Source organism: Mesorhizobium sp. M0016, assembly GCF_040324035.1.
In the GTDB taxonomy this organism is placed as follows: Bacteria; Pseudomonadota; Alphaproteobacteria; order Rhizobiales; family Rhizobiaceae; genus Mesorhizobium.
Genome location: NZ_JAMYVM010000004.1, coordinates 73664 through 91839 on the forward strand (window position 1 = coordinate 73664; position 18176 = coordinate 91839).

General features: G+C 64.8%; 19 protein-coding genes. 9 read left to right on the forward strand and 10 right to left on the reverse strand.

Annotated features, from left to right (window positions below; genetic code table 11):
- Window positions 1-54 precede the first annotated feature (54 nt).
- Together NKJ88_RS07685 and NKJ88_RS07690 are read left to right on the forward strand one after the other, a co-directional pair.
- Window positions 55-2787, forward strand: coding sequence for a DUF4118 domain-containing protein (locus NKJ88_RS07685; protein ID WP_286489163.1), 2733 nt, complete (start codon window positions 55-57; stop codon window positions 2785-2787).
- Window positions 2784-3476, forward strand: a complete 693-nt coding sequence (locus tag NKJ88_RS07690; protein WP_023699131.1) for a response regulator transcription factor — start codon at window positions 2784-2786, stop codon at window positions 3474-3476. The genes NKJ88_RS07685 and NKJ88_RS07690 overlap by 4 nt, the downstream gene beginning before the upstream one ends.
- A gap of 15 nt (window positions 3477-3491) precedes the next feature.
- Here the strand turns inward: NKJ88_RS07690 and NKJ88_RS07695 are convergent, their stop codons facing one another.
- Window positions 3492-4082: an invasion associated locus B family protein gene (locus NKJ88_RS07695; RefSeq protein WP_023669715.1), complete on the reverse strand. Its 591-nt coding sequence runs from the start codon at window positions 4080-4082 to the stop codon at window positions 3492-3494.
- A gap of 247 nt (window positions 4083-4329) precedes the next feature.
- Between NKJ88_RS07695 and NKJ88_RS07700 the strand changes: the two genes are divergently transcribed.
- Complete coding sequence (locus tag NKJ88_RS07700; protein WP_023669716.1) at window positions 4330-4602, forward strand: hypothetical protein; 273 nt, start codon at window positions 4330-4332, stop codon at window positions 4600-4602.
- Between the two features lie 119 nt (window positions 4603-4721).
- Window positions 4722-5198 carry an NUDIX hydrolase gene (locus NKJ88_RS07705; RefSeq protein ID WP_023669717.1) on the forward strand — a complete coding sequence of 159 codons (477 nt, stop codon included), beginning with the start codon at window positions 4722-4724 and terminating at the stop codon, window positions 5196-5198.
- 6 nt (window positions 5199-5204) lie between these two features.
- Here the strand turns inward: NKJ88_RS07705 and NKJ88_RS07710 are convergent, their stop codons facing one another.
- The 5 genes from NKJ88_RS07710 to NKJ88_RS07730 form a co-directional block, all read right to left on the reverse strand.
- Entirely contained in the window at window positions 5205-6071 is an 867-nt protein-coding gene (locus tag NKJ88_RS07710) for a citryl-CoA lyase (protein ID WP_031199646.1), read from the reverse strand.
- Window positions 6068-7246, reverse strand: coding sequence for a CaiB/BaiF CoA transferase family protein (locus NKJ88_RS07715; protein WP_031199647.1), 1179 nt, complete (start codon window positions 7244-7246; stop codon window positions 6068-6070). Before NKJ88_RS07715 ends, NKJ88_RS07710 begins: the two co-directional genes overlap by 4 nt.
- Before the next feature lie 15 nt (window positions 7247-7261).
- Complete coding sequence (locus NKJ88_RS07720) at window positions 7262-8785, reverse strand: tripartite tricarboxylate transporter permease (RefSeq protein WP_023686551.1); 1524 nt, start codon at window positions 8783-8785, stop codon at window positions 7262-7264.
- 4 nt (window positions 8786-8789) lie between these two features.
- Window positions 8790-9326 carry a tripartite tricarboxylate transporter TctB family protein gene (locus tag NKJ88_RS07725; protein WP_023683087.1) on the reverse strand — a complete coding sequence of 179 codons (537 nt, stop codon included), beginning with the start codon at window positions 9324-9326 and terminating at the stop codon, window positions 8790-8792.
- 125 nt (window positions 9327-9451) lie between these two features.
- Window positions 9452-10429, reverse strand: coding sequence for a Bug family tripartite tricarboxylate transporter substrate binding protein (locus tag NKJ88_RS07730; RefSeq protein ID WP_023686552.1), 978 nt, complete (start codon window positions 10427-10429; stop codon window positions 9452-9454).
- Window positions 10430-10635: 206 nt separating this feature from the next.
- On the opposite strand from NKJ88_RS07730, the gene NKJ88_RS07735 reads away from it, so the two are divergent.
- Window positions 10636-11409, forward strand: coding sequence for an IclR family transcriptional regulator (locus NKJ88_RS07735; protein WP_023683085.1), 774 nt, complete (start codon window positions 10636-10638; stop codon window positions 11407-11409).
- On the opposite strand, the gene NKJ88_RS07740 is transcribed toward NKJ88_RS07735, so the two are convergent.
- The 3 genes from NKJ88_RS07740 to NKJ88_RS07750 form a co-directional block, all read right to left on the reverse strand.
- A complete protein-coding gene (locus NKJ88_RS07740) occupies window positions 11396-12496 on the reverse strand; it encodes an OmpA family protein (RefSeq protein ID WP_352443893.1) in 1101 nt (366 codons plus the stop codon). The two genes, NKJ88_RS07735 and NKJ88_RS07740, sit on opposite strands and share 14 nt — an antisense overlap.
- Before the next feature lie 120 nt (window positions 12497-12616).
- Window positions 12617-13156, reverse strand: a complete 540-nt coding sequence (locus tag NKJ88_RS07745) for a GNAT family N-acetyltransferase (protein WP_023686555.1) — start codon at window positions 13154-13156, stop codon at window positions 12617-12619.
- Between the two features lie 142 nt (window positions 13157-13298).
- A complete protein-coding gene (locus NKJ88_RS07750; protein WP_023683083.1) occupies window positions 13299-13529 on the reverse strand; it encodes a YdeI/OmpD-associated family protein in 231 nt (76 codons plus the stop codon).
- Window positions 13530-13670: 141 nt separating this feature from the next.
- On the opposite strand from NKJ88_RS07750, the gene NKJ88_RS07755 reads away from it, so the two are divergent.
- The 4 genes from NKJ88_RS07755 to NKJ88_RS07770 all read left to right on the forward strand — a co-directional run bounded on the left by NKJ88_RS07755 (window position 13671) and on the right by NKJ88_RS07770 (window position 17372).
- Window positions 13671-14126 carry a DUF2214 family protein gene (locus tag NKJ88_RS07755; RefSeq protein WP_023735112.1) on the forward strand — a complete coding sequence of 152 codons (456 nt, stop codon included), beginning with the start codon at window positions 13671-13673 and terminating at the stop codon, window positions 14124-14126.
- A 178-nt stretch (window positions 14127-14304) separates the two neighbouring features.
- The gene (locus tag NKJ88_RS07760) at window positions 14305-15282 is read left to right on the forward strand and encodes a tripartite tricarboxylate transporter substrate-binding protein (RefSeq protein ID WP_023683081.1); all 978 of its coding nucleotides are present in this window, start codon (window positions 14305-14307) and stop codon (window positions 15280-15282) included.
- A gap of 98 nt (window positions 15283-15380) precedes the next feature.
- Window positions 15381-15854 (forward strand): tripartite tricarboxylate transporter TctB family protein, encoded by a 474-nt coding sequence (locus NKJ88_RS07765; protein ID WP_023683080.1) that lies wholly within the window; start codon window positions 15381-15383, stop codon window positions 15852-15854.
- A gap of 9 nt (window positions 15855-15863) precedes the next feature.
- On the forward strand, window positions 15864-17372 hold the full coding sequence (locus tag NKJ88_RS07770; protein WP_023683079.1) for a tripartite tricarboxylate transporter permease: 1509 nt from the start codon (window positions 15864-15866) through the stop codon (window positions 17370-17372).
- Here NKJ88_RS07770 and nth read toward each other — a convergent pair.
- Window positions 17332-18165, reverse strand: coding sequence for an endonuclease III (nth, locus tag NKJ88_RS07775; RefSeq protein ID WP_023683078.1), 834 nt, complete (start codon window positions 18163-18165; stop codon window positions 17332-17334). The genes NKJ88_RS07770 and nth overlap by 41 nt on opposite strands.
- Between the last annotated feature and the right edge of the window lie 11 nt (window positions 18166-18176).

Here is an 18176-nt window from a genome sequence, read left to right on the forward strand (position 1 = left end):
AAGCCAGGGGCCGGGGATCGACACGATCCTCGGCGCCGTTCATGATCGAGCCTGATGCCGGACGCCAGAAGCAACGATACCAGACCCTCTCCGGACGCGCTGCTCGAGCATGCGGAACGGGAAGAGCGCGGCCGTCTGCGGATATTTCTCGGCGCTGCCCCCGGCGTCGGCAAGACCTATGAAATGCTGATGGCCGGCCGCGCCAGGCTGGCTGACGGCGTCGACGTAGTGGTCGGCGTCGTGGAGACCCACGGCCGCAAGGAAACACTGGCGCTGGTCGAAGGCTACGAGGTGATCCCGCGCCAGAAGGTCGACTACAGAGGCCGCGTGCTGGACGAGATGGACATCGATGCCATTCTCGCCCGCCGGCCGGCGCTGGTGCTCGTCGACGAACTCGCCCACACCAATGCGCCCGGCAGCCGCCACCCCAAGCGCTATCTCGACGTCCAGGAAATCCTGACGCGCGGCATCGATGTCTACACCACGCTCAACATCCAGCATGTCGAGAGCCTGAATGACGTGGTGGCGCAGATCACCCGGGTCAGGGTGCGCGAAACGGTCCCGGACTCCATCATCGACCAGGCCGATGACATCGAGATCATCGACCTCACGCCCGACGACCTGATCAAGCGGCTGAAAGAGGGCAAGGTCTATTTCCCCAACACTGCCCAGCGCGCAGTCGAAAACTATTTCTCGCCGGGCAATCTGACCGCGCTTCGGGAATTGGCGCTGCGCCGCACCGCCCAGCGCGTCGACGAGCAGTTGCTCAACCACATGCAGTCGCACGCGATTCCCGGCCCTTGGGCGGCGGGCGAAAGGGTGCTCGTCTGCGTCGATGCGCGTCCGGGCGGAGCGTCTCGTGTCCGCTATGCGCGCCGGCTGGCCGACCGGCTGCGCGCACCGTGGACGGCGCTGCATGTCGACACGCCGCGTTCGGCCGCCATGTCGGAGGAAGACAAGGACCGGCTGGCCACGCTCTTGCGCCTGGCCGAGCAGCTCGGCGCCGAGGTGACGACCATTCCGGGCCAGAACGTCGCCCAGGACATCGTCCGCCACGCCACAGTGAACAATTTCACCCATATCGTCGTCGGCAGGCCGACCCGCTCGCGCTGGCGCGAACTGATCGAGGGTTCGCTCACCTACGATCTGATCCGCAATGCCGGCGATATCAGCGTCCATGTCATTTCAGGAACGGAGCGCGACAACGAGGCCACGTCGAGGGTCAAGGCGGCGGCCGAGCAGACGCCATTTCAAATCTGGCCTTATCTTTTCTCGACCGTCTATGTCGCCGGCGCGCTTGCCGTCAGCGCCGTCCTCGATCAGTTCCTCGACGTTCGCAACCTTGCCAGCGTGCTGCTGCTGGCGGTGCTGACATCGGCAGTGACCTTTGGCCTGTGGCCGGCGCTGTACGCCTGTTTCCTCAGCGCCATTGCCTTCAACTTCTTCTTTCTCGAGCCGCGCTACACGATGACGATCCGCGATCCGGAGAGCATCGTTGCCTTCGCCGTCTTCCTCGTCGTTGCCGTCATCGCCAGCAATCTGACGGCGCGTGTGCAGCGTCAGGCAGCCGCCGCCCGTTCACGCGCCCGGGCGACCGAGGACATCTACCTCTTTTCCAAGAAACTCGCCGGCGCGGGCACGCTCGACGACGTTTTGTGGGCCACCGCGTTCCAGATCGCCTCGATGCTGAAGCTGCGCGTGGTGCTGCTTTTGCCGGAAGAAGGCACGATCACCGTCAAGGCCGGTTATCCCCCCGACGACACGCTGGCCGAGGCCGACATCGCGGCTGCACGCTGGGCTTGGGAACACAACCGGGCTGCCGGCCGTGGCGCCGATACCCTGCCCGGGGCAAAACGGCTCTACCTGCCCTTGCGGACCGGCCGTACCGCCATCGGCGTCGTCGGCCTCGACAATGACAAGCAGGGGCCGCTGTTGACGCCCGAGCAACAGCGCCTGCTCGACGCGCTGGCCGACCAGGCGGCGGTTGCCATCGAGCGCATCCAGCTGGTCGCCGATGTCGATCGCGCCAGGCTGGCGGCCGAGGCCGACCGCTTGCGCTCGGCACTGCTGACGTCGATCTCGCATGATCTGAAGACGCCGCTGGCGGCCATCATGGGCGCGGCCGGCACGCTCAGGGAATTTGCGCCGGCACTGCCCGAGAACGATCGGGCCGAGCTGCTGACCACCGTGCTCGACGAGTCCGAACGGCTGAACCGCTTCATTGCCAATCTGCTCGACATGACCAAGATTGAATCCGGCGCCATGGAGCCGAATTTTGCTCTCCACTATGTCGGCGATGTCGTCGGCTCGGCCTTGCAGCGGGCGCGCAAGATCACTGCCGGGCACAAGACCGAGGTTGATATTCCGGCCGACCTGCCGATGCTGAAGCTTGATCCCGTGCTGTTCGAACAAATGCTGTTCAATCTGCTCGACAATGCCGCGAAATACGCGCCACAGGGATCGACAATCCGGCTGCAGGGCTGGGCCGACAATGGCTCCGTCGCGCTGCAGATCATGGATGAGGGACCGGGCATTCCGTCCGCCGACCTGGAGCGCGTCTTCGACAGCTTCTACCGGGTGCGCAAGCGCGATCAGGTCCAGGCCGGCACCGGGCTCGGCCTGTCAATCTGCCGGGGCTTCATCGAGGCGATGGGCGGCACGATCATGGCGGCGAACCGCAGCGATCGCCCGGGCGCAGTCTTCACAATCCGCATGCCGAGGTTGGTACAATCGTCCGATACGGACGTATCAGGTGTGGACGAGCAAGCATCTGGTGATCCGGCATGACAAATTCCAACGTCAGCATACTGGTCGTCGATGACGAGCCGCCGATCCGCAAACTGCTGCGCGTCGGCCTCGGCAGCCAGGGTTATGCGGTCAGCGAAGCGCCCAACGCCAACGCTGCGATCGAACTCGTCGATGCACAAAAGCCGGATCTGATCCTGCTCGATCTCGGCCTGCCCGGCATGGGCGGCCTCGACCTCCTGCGCAAATGGCGCGGCGACGGCCTCGACGTGCCCGTGGTCATCCTGTCCAGCCGCACCGACGAAGCCGGCATCGTCGCGGCGCTCGAACTCGGCGCTGACGACTACATCACCAAGCCGTTCGGCATGAACGAGCTGGTCGCCCGCATCCGCGTCGCGCTGCGCCACAAATTCCACCAGCAGGGCGAAAAGCCGGTGTTCCACACCGGCGATCTCAGCGTCGACCTGGTCAAGCGCATCGTCAAGGTCGAAGGCAAGGAGATAAAGCTCTCCCCCAAGGAGTACGACATATTGCGCATTATGGTGCAGCATGCCGGCAAGGTGCTGACCCACCATTTCCTTCTGAAGCAGGTGTGGGGCGATTCGACCGACGTGCAGTATCTCAGGGTCTATGTCCGCCAGCTCCGGCAGAAGATCGAAAAATCACCCGACCAGCCGCGCTACATCACCACCGAGACCGGCGTGGGGTACCGGCTGCGCGAGGTTGAGTAGCCGCGCGCTCGCTGCTCAGTCCGCCGAGAGTTCCGCGGTCCGTGCCAGTGCGCCGCCGAATCCGTTGAGCGGGATGGTGAAACTCACCGCTTGACCGGTGTCGGCCGCGAAGGCGTCGATCTTCAGCGTGGTGGCTGCCTTGAGCAGCGGCGTGACGCTGGCATCGAACGCCACCGGCACCAGGCAGCCGACGGCCTGGCAGGTGTTGAACGGCAGGCTGCCTTCCAGCTTCTGGTCGTCGATGGTCAGGCTGACGCCTTTGGCGAGCGCCAGGCCGAACGGCAGCGCCAGCGTTCCGGCGGCATCCTCGCCGCTCTTGCTCGACAGCTCGATGGCCAGCAGGCGCTGGTTGGACTGCTTGTTGAACTGCTGATGCGACAGGCTGCAAACCTTGGCCGTGCCGGTTACCTGGCAATTGACCGTCCAGTCGCCATGTGTCTCGGACAGCGCCGAGGCGCCGCCAGGCAATGTCGGGCCGGCAGCAGGGGCGGGCGCTGCGGCGGCAGGCGCCGCCTTGTCGGTCTTGGTTTGCGCCGCGACTGCCACCGGGCCAAGAATACAGATGCTGCCCAGTAGCGCCGCGAAATATACTTGCCTGCTTTTCATCAATATGCTCCCGATTGTGCCTCGAGTCAGCCGCGATTGAGCCCGAGATCCGCGCCCGATAGAGCGGTCAATCGATCTTTTCTGTCAAGTGCGGCAGGCCGCATCCTCAGGGATTTCGCCAACCCGTGGCAGATCGGCCAATGGCAGACCGGCCCATGGCAGATCGAGACGAACGCCCTATATAGAGAGGAGGTTATATCTGTACGGGAATGAACTGATGTCGACGCTTCGCCTATCGACAGTTCTCATGTCGGCAATGCTGGCGGCGGCAACGCTCGCCGGCATCATGCAATCTGCTGCGGCTCAGTCCGTCAATCCCAGCGCCAACCGGCTGATCCAGCAGAACCAGCTGCAGCAATTGCGCAACAGCCTGCAGCGGCAGCAGTTCCAGCAACAGCAGCAGCAATATCGCGAGCAGGACCGTCGGATCGTGCCGCAGCCGCGCCCCGAAGTGCCCGTCGTCCGGCAAGCTTGTCCGATTCAGATCGTCAACAACCAGATTGTGCGTGTTTGCCGTTGATATCGGTCGCCTGCGATTTACTTAGTCGACTTATTTACTAAAAATGCCATTGCCTCGCGGGCATATCAGGGGTTTGCAGGCGGCGTGCGGCTGTGCGCCCGCCCACCGGATTTCAGCACATGGCGACGACGAAGAAAAAGGCGGTACGCAAGGCAAGGCGAGGCGAACGCATTCGCCAGGTCGCCGCCATTCCCTTTCGTCTGGACGTTTCAGGCAATTTCGAAGTGATGCTGGTGACGTCGCGAGCGACGAAGCGCTTTATCGTGCCCAAGGGCTGGCCGATGAAAGGAAAGAGCGGGCGCAAGGCCGCCACCATCGAGGCGCGCGAAGAAGCCGGCGTGCTCGGCAAGACCCGCAAGGCGCCTGCCGGCAGCTATTCCTACTGGAAACGGCTGGAGCACAATTTTGTGCGCGTCGACGTCGTCGTCTATCTGTTGGAGGTGTCCGAGGAACTGGCCAACTGGCAGGAGGCCAAGAGCCGCCAGCGGGCATGGCTCAAGCCGCAGGACGCGGCGTTGCTCATCGATGAGCCGGATCTCTCGACGCTGATGGCCAACCTGGCGCCGCCTCAGCCGGCAGTGCCGGACCCGGCCTGACCAACCTCACTTGCCCTCGTCCCCTTCAGCGGGACCCTCATCCCCCTCAGCGGGAAATGGCCGCAGCGGCGTGCCCGTATAGGCCCACAGCCATTCGCGCGGCAGCGGCCCTTTGTTGCGCTCGCTTTGCTGCGACTGTTCCCATGCATGCGCCAGGATGCCGACCGAGCGCGAGAGCACGAACAGGCCGCGCGTCAACGGCGGCGGAAAGCCGAGCTCGCCATAGATGACGGCGGTGGCGCCGTCGATGTTGAGCGGTATTTTCTTCCCCTTGCGCCGTGCCACCTCTGATTCGACGGCCTCGGCGATGTCGGCAAAGCGTCCGCTGACGACGCCGCGCGCGGCAAACTCGCGCGTCACTGCGATCAGGCGCGGCGCGCGCGGATCGACCGGGTGGAAGCGATGGCCAAATCCCGGCACATAGCCTTTCTCCTCGGCGAAGAAACGGTCGAGCCGTGCGGCTACGGCTTGGTCCAGCGCAACACCCTGGTCAAGTGCCACGGCAATGTCGCCATAGAAGGACAGCGCCTGTTCGCCGGCGCCGCCATGCACGTCACCCAGCACGTTGACGGCGGACGCCATGGCGCTGTTGATGCCGACGCCGCAGGTGATGGCCATGCGTGCAATGGCGATCGACGGCGCCTGCGGCCCGTGGTCGACGGCCGCCCCCAGCGCAATGCCGAGCAGCGCCGCCTGCTCCTTGCTCGGCAATTCGCCGCGCAGCATCAGCCAGATCGTTGCCGGGAAGCTGACGCGGCCGATCAGCTCCTGGATTTCATAGCCGCGCAGCCGGATGATGCCGGGGCTCATCTCGATGATGCCGGTCTGCCACCACTCCTCGCCGCGCTCGCGGCCGGTTTTTCTCTCGCTCACGCGCTTCTCCTGGCGCGCGGCGGCAGGGTGGAAAAAACCTCGTCCATATGCTCACCCAGCACCGGTGGCGGCAGGACCGGCAAGGGTGCCGCGCCATCGACCATGAAGCCGCCGCGCACCACGGTCAGCGGCTGCGCCATGCCGGGCAGACCCTGGAAACGCGTGGTCATGTCGCGCTCGACGACCTGGCGCTCGCCAAGCACTTGGGGGATCGTCAGCACCCGGCCCGCCGGCACGCCGGCGCGGTTGAATTTTTCCTCCCAGGCTGCGGCCGAGGCGCTCGCCAAAGCCGTCTCGATCAGCACCTTCAGCACAGCGCGGTTCTGCTTGCGCGTCTCGCGCTCGGCAAAGCGCGGATCGTCGGCCAGTTCCGGCTGGCCGATCAGCCGGCAAAGCGTGACGAACTGCTCCTGCTTGTTGGCGGCGATGTTGAGCAGGCCGTCGCCGGTGCGAAACGCGCCGGAGGGCGCAGCCGTCATGTTCTCATTGCCCATCGGCTGCGGCTCGACGCCGGCGGTCAGATAGTTGGACACCGGCCAGCCCAGCGCCGACAGCGTGCATTCGAGCATCGAGACATCGAGAAACGCGCCCTCGCCCGAGGTCTTCTGCTTGACCAGCGCCGCGGCAATGGCGAAGGCCCCGACCAGCCCGCCCAGCGTGTCGGCGACGGGATAGCCGACCCGCAAGGGTGCTGTCTCCGGCGTGCCGGTGATGCTCATGATGCCGGACAGCCCCTGGATGATCTGGTCGTAGGCCGGATTGTCGCGCATCGGCCCGCTCTGGCCGAAACCGGATATGGCGCAATAGACGAGACCGGGGCGGACCGCTTTCAGCACCTCATAGCCGAGACCCAGCCGCCCCATCACGCCCGGTCGAAAATTCTCGACCAGCGCGTCGGCCGAGGCGACGAGATCGAGGAAGCGTTCGCGGTCGGCTTCGCTCTTGAGATCCAGCACCACCGATCGCTTGCCGGCATTCTGCGCCAGGAACGACGCGCCCATGCCCGCATTGTTGAGCGCCGGCGAGGCGCCGAGCTGGCGCGCCAGATCGCCGCCTTGCGGCGTCTCGACCTTGATGACATCGGCGCCGAGCAGCGCCAGCTGGTAGGCACAATAAGGGCCCGCCAGCACATTGGTCAGGTCGAGGATGCGGATGCCGGCAAGCAGATCGGTCATGATGCTCCAGGTTGCTCAGGCATCGCCCGGCACATGCTCCGGCCCGCGCCGGCGCCGATGCTCGATGAAGGCCCAGATATGCGGCCCGGCGAGACCGATGAAGGCGAGGATCAGCAGCACCAGCGACAGCTTGTGGGTGTAGAACACCGACCAGTCGCCGTTCGAGATCGTCATCGCCCGGCGGAACTGCGTTTCGGCGAGCGGCCCCAGGATCATGCCGATGATGACCGGCGCTGTCGGGAAATCGAAGCGCCGCATCAGGAAGCCGGCGGCCCCCAGGAGATAGAGGATGACGAGGTCGATCGGCGATTGCGAGATGCCGTAGGTGCCGACGGTGGCGAACACCAGGATGCCGGCATAGAGCTGCGGCGCCGGGATTTTCAACAGCCGTACCCACAGCCCGATCAGCGGCAGGTTGAGGACGACCAGGATGACGTTGGCGATGAACAGGCTGGCGATCAGGCCCCAGACCAGATCGGCCTGCGTCGTCAACAGCAGCGGTCCCGGATTGATGCCGTAGCTCTGGAAGGCCGACAGCATGATTGCGGCGGTCGCCGAGGTCGGCAGGCCAAGGGTGAGCATCGGCACCAGCACGCCGGCGGCAGACGCATTGTTGGCGGCTTCCGGTCCGGCAACGCCCTCGATGGCGCCGACCGTGCCGAACTCCTCCTTGTGCTTCGACAGCTTCTTTTCGATGGCATAGGACAGGAAGGTCGGGATCTCGGCGCCGCCGGCAGGCATGGCGCCGATCGGGAAGCCGATAAAAGCGCCGCGCAGCCATGGCTTCCACGATCGTCCCCATTCGGCCGCTGTCATGTAGAGCGAGCCCTTGAGCGGCACGATCTCGTCCTTGCCGGCATAGCGGCGCGAGGCCATGTAGAGCGTCTCGCCGACGGCAAACAGGCCGACCGCGGCAATGATGACATCGACGCCATCGAGCAGTTCGTTCATGCCGAAGGTGAAGCGCGGCTGTCCCGTCTGCAGGTCGACGCCGATCATGCCGATGACGAAGCCGATGAACAGGCTGGTGAGGCCGCGCACGGAGGACGAGCCGAGCACCGCCGAAACCGTGATGAAGGCGAGCACCATCAGCGAGAAATATTCGGCCGGACCAAAGGCCAGCGCGAACTTCACCACCACCGGCGCCAGGAAGGCGACGCCCATCGTGCCGATGGTGCCGGCGACGAAGGAGCCGATCGCCGAGGTCGCCAGTGCCGCGCCGCCGCGACCCGAGCGGGCCATCCTGTTGCCTTCCAGCGCGGTGACGATGGTGGCGCTTTCGCCCGGCGTGTTGAGCAGGATCGAGGTCGTCGAGCCGCCATACATGGCGCCGTAATAGATGCCGGCAAACAGGATGAAGGACGCCTCCGGCGCCACCTGGTAGGTGATCGGCAGCAGCAGCGCGATGGTCAGCGCCGGCCCGAGGCCGGGCAGCACGCCGATGGCCGTGCCGAGCGTGGTGCCGACCAGGCACCACAGCAGGTTCATCGGCGAGAAAGCGACGGAAAATCCGTGGGCGAGATGGCCGAGCGTCTCCATGGCGTCAGCCCCTCGCAGTGGCGATGATCGCGTCGATCACCGTGTTCAGCTGGTTTTCGATGAAGCCGGCGCCAATGTTGACGCCGAGCGCCCTGGCAAAGCCGAAATAGGCGGCAAGCGCCAGGATCAGGCCGGTCAGCGCATCGCGCAGCGTGTGCTTGCTGCCGAAGCCATAACAGACGAGCACGAACATGATGACCGAGGCGGCGGTGAAGCCGAGCGGCTGGATCAGCACCAGATTGGCGACCAGGCCGGCAACGACGATGCCCATGGCCTTCCAGTCGGTCGGCGTTTCCTTTTCCTCCTGCGGCTGCCAGCCGCCGCGCAGCGCGGCGACGATGAGCAGCAGCGAAAGCACGATCATGCCGGTCATGGTGATGTAGGGAAAGACGGTCGGCCCGACCTTGGAATAGAGCGGCGAAACCGGGATCGCCAGGGTCTGCCACGCCACGGCCGCAGCACAGGCGAGAAGCCCGATGCCGATCAACAATTCGGGCATGGCAAGGCGCGGGGGCGCCGGCTGCTGGTCGCTGGTGCTCATCGATGTCCTCCCGAGATGGCCGGCATCCTCCCGCCGGCCGCATCCGCAGTTTCACTCCCAGCGCATGATATGTCCATGCCGCAGGCGAATGTCGGAAGGGGCGGCCGTGGCCGCCCCTGAAGACATCAGGCGAGGCCGAGATCCTTGAGGATCGCGGTGATACGGGCGGTGTCGTCGACGAGGAATTTCGCATAATCGTCGCCGGTCAGAAGGATGGGCGTCCAGTTGCGGTTCTTGCATTCGGCTGCCCAGGCATCGCTCTTGGCCATGGTCTCGATCATCGTGACCATCGCCGCCTTGTCGGCGTCGGAGACGCCGGGCGGTGCGAAGACGCCGCGCCAGTTGAACAGTTCGACGTCGATGCCGGCTTCCTTCATCGTCGGTGCGTCGATGCCGTCCTGGCGCTTGTCGGCGGAGATCGCCAACAGCCGAAGCGCGCCCGCCTTGACCTGCTCGGAGAACTCGCCGAAGCCGGAAATGCCGGCCGCAACCTGGTTGCCGAGCAGCGCCGACAGCGCCTCGCCACCGCCGGCGAAAGGCACATAGGAGAGGTTGGTTGCCGGAACGCCGACCGTCTTGGCGATCAGCCCGAACAGGATGTGGTCGGAGCCACCGGCCGAGCCGCCGGCCACCGGAACCTTGGTCGGATCCGCTTTGAGCGCGGCGACGAAATCTCCGGCCGTCTTGAACGGCGAATCCGCCGGCACCACCAGCGCCTCGAACTCGCCGGTGAGGCGAGCGATGGGCGTCACTTCGGAGAGGTTGTTGGCCGATTTGTTGGCGATGATGGCGCCGACCATGACCATGCCGGCCACCATCAGCGAATTGCCCTTGCCCTTCCACTGGCTGATGAACTGCGGCAGGCCGACAGTACCGCCGGCGCCGCCGACATTGGTGATCTGCGAGCCGGAGATCAGTTTTTCACTGCGCAGCACCTGGTCGATGGTGCGCCCCGTCTGGTCCCAGCCGCCGCCGGGCGCGGCCGGCACGAAGATCTGGATCTGCGGTGCATCCTGAGCGAGGGCGGGCGTCAAATGCGTTGCAACGAATCCGGCAGCGCCTGCGGCCGCGGTGCTCATCAAAAATCTGCGTCTGTTCAGCATGGGATTCCTCCAAATCACGACACCTCCTCCGGTGCCTGCCAGAAACGTAGCCTGAAAACAGACCCGCTCGGCAAAAATTCATGCCGATTTCGGTACGTTCTGTCAACAGGAACGCTGTTCTACTAGACAGAACCATGGATGTGCGGCACAATCGCTTCGGCCGGCCTTTGTTCGAGCAGGTAAACTGGAATGAAACTGTTCGTGAGATGACCGAAGCGCGATCCCAGCCGTTGCCGGCCGATGGTGTTGCCGCGCTCGACCGCGCGATCGCCATTCTCGACGCGTTCGCGACCGCCGACCGCTCGCTCAGCCTGGCCGAGATCGCGGCGCGCACCGGGCTCTACAAAAGCACCATTTTGAGGCTGGCGAACTCATTGCTGCGCGGGCAGTTGCTGGAGCGGCTCGACGATGGCCGCTACCGCATCGGACCCGCCACCTTCCGGCTTGGCGCGCTTTACCAGCGCTCGGTCGTGGCGGTCGACATCCTGCTGCCGATCATGCGCGATCTTGCCGAACGCAGCTGGGAAAGCGTGGCGTTCTATGTCCGCTCGGGCGACGCCCGCACCTGTCTCTACCGCGTCGAATCCAAGCACCCGATCCGCTACACGATCCGGGAAGGCGACCTGCTGCCGTTGCTCACCGGCTCGGGCGGCCGCGTGCTGGCAGCGTTTTCAGGCCAGCCGGGCGAACCATACGAGACCATCCGCAAGGCCTGCCACTATCTGTCGATCGGCGACCGCGACCCTGAGACGGCGGGCGTCTCGGTGCCGGTGTTCGGACCGGGCCGCGTTCTGCTCGGCGCCTTGACGCTCGCCGGCCCGTCGACACGCGTCGACACGGCGTTCCTGCGCCGCATGACACCGGACCTGCTGGAGGCCGCCGCTCGCGCCACCCGCGCCTTCGGCGAGGATGCCTCGATGCTGGAGCAGGCAGCGCGCCTAGCCGGCGCTGAAACCGTGATCGGCCTCAGTTCGCCTTGACCAGCACCACACGGCGGTTCTTGGCGCGGCCGGTTTCGCCGTCATTGCTGGCGACGGGCGCCATCATGCCGGCGCCGGCGGCGGTCAGCCGGCCGCCATCGATGCCGTATTTCGAGACCAGCGCCGCCTTCACCGACTGCGCCCGCCGCGACGACAGATCGATATTGTAGTCGAACGCGCCCTGGTTGTCGGTATGACCGACGACGATCACCGCCATGCCGGGCTCGTTGGTCAGAAGCGTCGAGATCTCCTTCAGCGTCGGTTCCGATTCCGGCTTGATGTCGGCCTTGTCGGTGTCGAAGAAGATGCCGTAGAGCGAGATGGAGCCGGTGGCCGACAGCGAATCCGCCATCTTGGCCGCTTCGACCACCACCATCTTCTTGTCGCGCGCCTTGGGCTCCAGCACCTGAACGACGGCGATGGTGCGGCCGTTGAGTTCCTTGCAGTAGAGGTCGTCGATCAGCGAATAGGCCTGAACCGTGACATAGGCGTCGCCGCCGTCCTGCGGCAGCTTGGCGGCGAAGAAGCGCTGGTCGTTGATACCGGTGGTTACCGCACAGGCGCCATTGGAAAAGGCCGCGTCCTTGACGTCGCTTTCATGGAAGAAATACATCATCAGGCTCATGTCGCCGCCGCCACCGCTCGACGACCGGTCGGCGGCGCCGCCGCACTCTTCCTTCTTGCATTCGAACAGGACTTCGCCGCCGGCGGCCGCGATCACATCCTGGTAGTTGCGCAGCACTTCGAGCGGGGAGCGCTCGGCCGGCAGCACATAGGCGATGCGGGTCAGCGCGCCTTCGACCTCAGCCTTCTTGTCCGGCGCGAACACACGGTTGTTCATCGTGTCACGGGCATCCGGATCGGCGCTCGGCTTCAGCGGCGACAGCGGCACTGTAAAATCGGTATAGGCGAATTTTTCGTAGGAGACGATGAACGACCCCTCGTAGCGCTTGGCCAGATGATTGTCGGCACCGCCCTCGATGTCGGCGGTCGGCACCGTCGCATCGGCGCCCGCCAGTTGCACGGCCGCCAGGAGCAGCAGCCCCGCCCAGAAAAGCTTCAGAAATATCGCATTGATCGCACCCATGGTCGGCTCCCCCAAAGAGCAATTCCAGGAAAAGTGTGAGCGGTTTTCCCACAGGAATTGCGTAGCTAGATTAGAATAGCCAACCCTGGCAGAACGTGGAAATTGCGTCGATGAAGCGCTTCACACCCGCCGTTCGAGCAGGATCGTCAGCCCGTCGTGATAGGTGGTTTCCAGGACCTTGGTGTAGCCGCACTTTGCCGCAACGTTCAACGAGCCGGTGTTTTCCGGATCGATGATGCAGACGGTTCTCGCGCCGGCAAAGGTTTCGTCGCCCCAGGCCAGGGCCCTTCTGACGACTTCGCTGGCAAGACCCTTGCCATGCGCTTGCGGCGCCAGCGCCCAGCCGGCTTCCGGAATGCCCTCGAGCGACGGCTCGATGTCGCGCTTCAGGTCGTGGAATCCGGCTTCGCCGATGAAGCGACCGCTGGCCTTGTCCTCGACCGCCCAGAAGCCGTAGCCGAGCAGCGACCACAGGCCGGCATGCCGCAGGAACCGCATCCAGCTTTCCTCCCGCGTCCGCGGCTTGCCGCCTATGAAACGGGTGGTGACGGGGTCGGCCCACATGACGGCATAGTCGTCGAAATCTTCGATCCGGTGCGCCCGCATGATGGTCCGTTCCGTTTCGAGAACCGGGACGCCGGCTGTTTTTGGACTGCCCATGAAACTCTGCCTCCGTTGACGGTCAGCGCTTAGCAAACCAGCGCGCCCGGACAAGGGCCAAGCCGGATCATCATTCAGCCAGGGAAGCTTCCGAACGGCCCGGCGCGACCAGGCGGTCGAAGCGAACAGCGTCGGCTTACTTTCAGCCGTGCCAGACCATCTTCATGTAGAGCCCACCGCGCCGCAATTCGTCCAGCATCTGGTCGAGCCGCTTCTGCCTGGTGTCGCTGCGTTTGGCGCGGGCGACCCAGCCGAGATAATCGTTCTTCTGGTAGTCCGGCCGCGCCTCGTAGGCCGCTGTCAGTCCTTTTTCGGTCAGGGCGATGCGGATGTCGTCCGGCATCGGGTTCAGGGCGCGCTTCAGTCCGGTCATTTCAGAAAACCCCAGCTGTCAGGATGGCGACGCCGATGGTCCAACCCAGGTCCGCCTCTGGGAATTCTGCCGAACGATGCTACCTTTCGCAACCGGTCCGGCAAGGGCCGGTCTCGATACCGCCAATGGGAGGAGAACGCCATGGACACCACCGATCTCGTGCTTGCCATTTTCCATCATCTGCTGGTGTTGTCGCTGGCCGGCATCATCGGCGCCGAATTTGTCCTGATCCGCGGCGACCTCTCCGCCGCCACGCTCAAGCGGCTTGCCGGCATCGACCGCCATTATGGCATCATCGCCATGCTGATCATCATCATCGGCATCTGCCGCGTCATCTACGGCCTGAAGGGCTGGGAATTCTACGTCTACAACTGGGTGTTCTGGGCCAAGATGGCGGCATTCGGCATCGTTGGCCTGCTGTCGATCATCCCGACCATCCGCTTCATCTCCTGGAACCGGCAAGCCAGTGCAAATCCCGGCTTTCAGGTGCCGGTTGCGGAACTCGCCTCGGTGAAGACCTATGTGCGCGCCGAAGCCTTCATCTTCCTGCTGATCCCGATCTTCGCGGCGGCGATGGCGCGCGGCTACGGTTATTGAAGCAACGCCAACACCAAACCCATCTCCTCCGGGCATACTCCCCACTGATCGCCATGGTTGCGCACGACTGTATTTTGCAGTTTGCGTCAGGCGACAATCTGTTAGCTTGCCTTTGTTGCACCCTCGCTGCCTGACCTGCACAGCGATCGGAGATTGATATCCTGGGAGGAGAATTACGATGAGGAAAATTGTAGCCGCCCTGGCCGCCGCCGCGGCCGTCACGCTTTATTCGTTCACCGCCAGCGCACAGACCTATCCCGAGCGCACCATCACCGTCGTCGTGCCGTTTGCGGCCGGCGGTCCGACCGACACGGTTACGCGGCTCGTCGCCGAAGCCATGTCGAAGGATCTCGGCCAGCAGATCATCGTCGAAAATGTCGGCGGCGCCGGCGGCACGCTGGGCGCCGGCCGCGTCGCCAACGCCGACCCGGATGGCTACACGCTGCTCCTCCATCACATCGGCATGGCGACCAGCGCGACCCTCTACAGAAAACTCGCCTACGACACGCTGAACGCCTTCGAGTATGTCGGCCTCGTCACCGAGGTGCCGATGGCCATCGTCGCCCGCAAGGACCTGGAGCCGGCCGACCTGAAAGGGCTGGTCGAATACGCCAAGACCAACAAGGACACCATCACCGTCGCCAATGCCGGCATCGGCGCTGCCTCGCATCTGTGCGGCATGCTGTTCATGAGCGCCATCGGCACGCCGCTGGTCACCGTGCCCTACAAGGGCACCGGTCCGGCCATGACCGACCTTCTCGGCGGCCAGGTCGACATTATGTGCGACCAGACCACCAACACCACCAAGCAGATCCAGGGCGGCACGATCAAGGCCTATGCCGTCACCACGCCGGAGCGCCTCGACGTGCTGAAGGACGTGCCGACGACCATCGAAGCCGGCCTGCCCGCGGTGCAGGTCGGCATCTGGCACGGCCTCTATGCGCCGAAGGGCACGCCGGCCGAGATCACCGGCCGACTGTCGAAATCGCTCCAGGTCGCGCTGAAGGACCCCAACGTCATCGCCCGCTTCGCCGAACTCGGCACCAAGCCGTCGTCCGAGGCCGACGCGACGCCGGCAGCGCTGAAGGCCAAGCTGGAAGGCGAGATCATGCGCTGGAAGCCGATCATCGAAGCCGCCGGCCAATACGCCGACTGAGGCTTGAACGGGGCGCTGCCGGCGCCCCGTTTTCGCTTCGACGTCCGTTTTCACATTTGCAACGGCAAGCCCGTTGCAAGGGTCAGGGGAGGACCGCCATGAAACCTTTCGCCATCGACAGGGCAAACGGCCTGTGCGCCGCGCTGTTCATCTTTTTCGGCGCCTTTTTCGCGATACAATCGCTCGGCCTCGAAATCGGCACCGCCTTCCGCATGGGACCGGGCTATTTCCCGCTGGTGCTGGCGATCGTGCTGATCGTGCTCGGCGCCATCATCCTCGTCCAGGCGGTGCGCGTCGAGGGCGAGCCGATCGGCCCCATTGCGTGGCGCGGCATGCTGTTCATCCTGCCGGCGCCGATCTTTTTCGGCATGACCGTGCGCGGCCTCGGCTTCGTCCCGTCGATCTTCCTGACGGCGCTGATCGCCTCTTTTGCCAGCGCCCGCATGAAGCCGCTGACGGCACTTCTGCTGTCGGCCGGCCTGACGCTGTTTTCGGTGCTGGTCTTCAGCTACGCGCTCGGGCTGCCATTCCAGCGCTTCGGCCCCTGGTTGCCCCAATGGCTGGCATTGTGAGGCGCTGAGATGGACCTCCTCAGGAACCTCGAACTCGGCTTTTCGACGGCCACCACGCCGGCCAATCTGGGTTTTTGCCTCATCGGCGTTCTGCTCGGCACGCTGATCGGCGTCCTGCCCGGCATCGGCGCCACCGCAACCATCGCCATGCTGCTGCCGATCACCTTCCAGATCGGCGACCCGGTCTCGTCCCTCATCATGCTGGCCGGCATCTACTACGGCGCCCAGTATGGCGGTTCGACCACCGCCATTCTCATCAACATGCCCGGCGAATCCTCCTCGGCCGTGACCGCCATCGACGGCTACCAGATGGCCAGGAACGGTCGCGCCGGGGCGGCTCTGGCGATCGCCGCGATCGGCTCGTTCTTCGCCGGCACGGTGTCGACCTTCCTGGTCGCCGTCTTTGCCCCGCCGCTGACGGCAATAGCCCTGCAATTCGGCGCGGCCGAATATTTTTCGCTGATGATCGTCGGCCTCGTCTCGTCCATCGCTCTCGCCCATGGCTCGATCGTCAAGGCGCTGGCGATGGTCGTGCTCGGCCTGCTGCTCGGCATTGTCGGCACCGACATCTACACCGGCACGCCGCGCTTCACGCTCGGCATCCGCGAATATGCCGACGGGCTGAACTTCGTGGCGGTGGCGGTCGGCGTCTTCGGCGTCGCCGAGATCCTGCGCAATCTCGAAAACGAGCACGAGCGCTCGGTGATGATCAAAAAAGTCTCCGGCCTGATGCCGACCCGCGACGACTTCAAGGCGATGGCAGCACCCATCGTGCGCGGCACGATCATCGGTTCGGCGCTCGGCATCCTGCCCGGCGGCGGCGCGGTGCTTGCCGCCTTTGCCTCCTACACGGTCGAAAAGCGCGTGTCGAAACACCCGGAGGAGTTCGGCAAGGGCGCCATCGCCGGCGTCGCCGGACCGGAATCGGCCAACAATGCCGGCGCCCAGACCTCCTTCATTCCGATGCTGACGCTGGGCATTCCGGCCAATCCGGTCATGGCGCTGATGATCGGCGCCATGATAATCCAGGGCATCGTGCCCGGCCCCAATGTCGCGATCGAGCAGCCGGCGCTGTTCTGGGGCATCATCGCCTCGATGTGGATCGGCAATCTGATGCTGATCGTGCTGAACCTGCCGCTGATCGGGCTATGGGTGAAGCTGCTGACGATCCCCTATTATGTGCTCTTCCCGATCATCATGGCGTTCTGCTCGATCGGCGTTTACAGCGTCAACACCAACGCCTTCGATCTCTACGCGGTCGCATTCTTCGGCCTGCTCGGCTACATCCTGACCAAGCTGCGTTGCGAACCCGCACCCCTGCTGCTCGGCTTCGTGCTCGGCCCGCTGCTCGAGGAAAACCTGCGCCGCGCCATGATCCTGTCGCGCGGCGACCCCTCGACCTTCGTGACGCGGCCGATCAGCGCCGGCCTGCTGCTCGTCGCACTGGCCGTGCTCGTCGTCGTCTTCCTGCCGTCGGTCAAGAAGAAGCGCGAAGAGGTGTTCGTGGAGGAAAGCTAGTTGTCGGGACGCCGGGCGCCGCGATTTCCACGAGCGGCGCCGGCACGTCTGTCGTCTTCACCTCGGCCTTGCAGAGATCGGCGATGACGCAGGCCGGGCAATCGGGCTTGCGCGCCTTGCAGACATAGCGGCCATGCAGGATCAGCCAGTGATGCGCATGGCGCATATACTCGTCCGGGATGATCCGCAGCAGCCCTTGCTCGACCTGTTCGGGCGTCTTGCCTGGCGCCAGGCCGAGGCGGTTGCCGATGCGGAAAATATGGGTGTCGACCGCCATCGTGTGCTGGCCGAACGCCATGTTGAGCACGACATTGGCGGTCTTGCGCCCGACCCCCGGCAGCTTGACCAACTCATCGCGCTCGCTGGGCACCTCGCCGCCGTAATCGCGTATCAGCGCCTCCGAGAGCGCCACGACATTCTTGGCCTTGTTGCGCCAGAGTCCGATGGTGCGGATGTACTCGCCAACCCTGGCTCCGCCCAGCGCCAGCATCTTTTCAGGTGTGTCGGCGACCTTGAACAACGCCCGCGTCGCCTTGTTGACGCCGGCATCGGTCGCCTGCGCCGACAGCACCACGGCCACCAGCAGCGTGAAGGCGTTGACGTGCTCGAGCTCGCCCTTCGGCTCGGGCCGCTGCACCGAAAACCGCCGGAAGATCTCATGCACCTCGGCGGCGCTGTAGAGCGAACGGAGCCGCGCCGGCCGCGGTCGCGGCTTGGCATTCGAGCCGTCGCGCCGCCCGGGCGGCAGTTCACTTTTGGATAGGGAAAGATTTTTGGACTTGGGGCTGGCCATTTCCCTCCTAT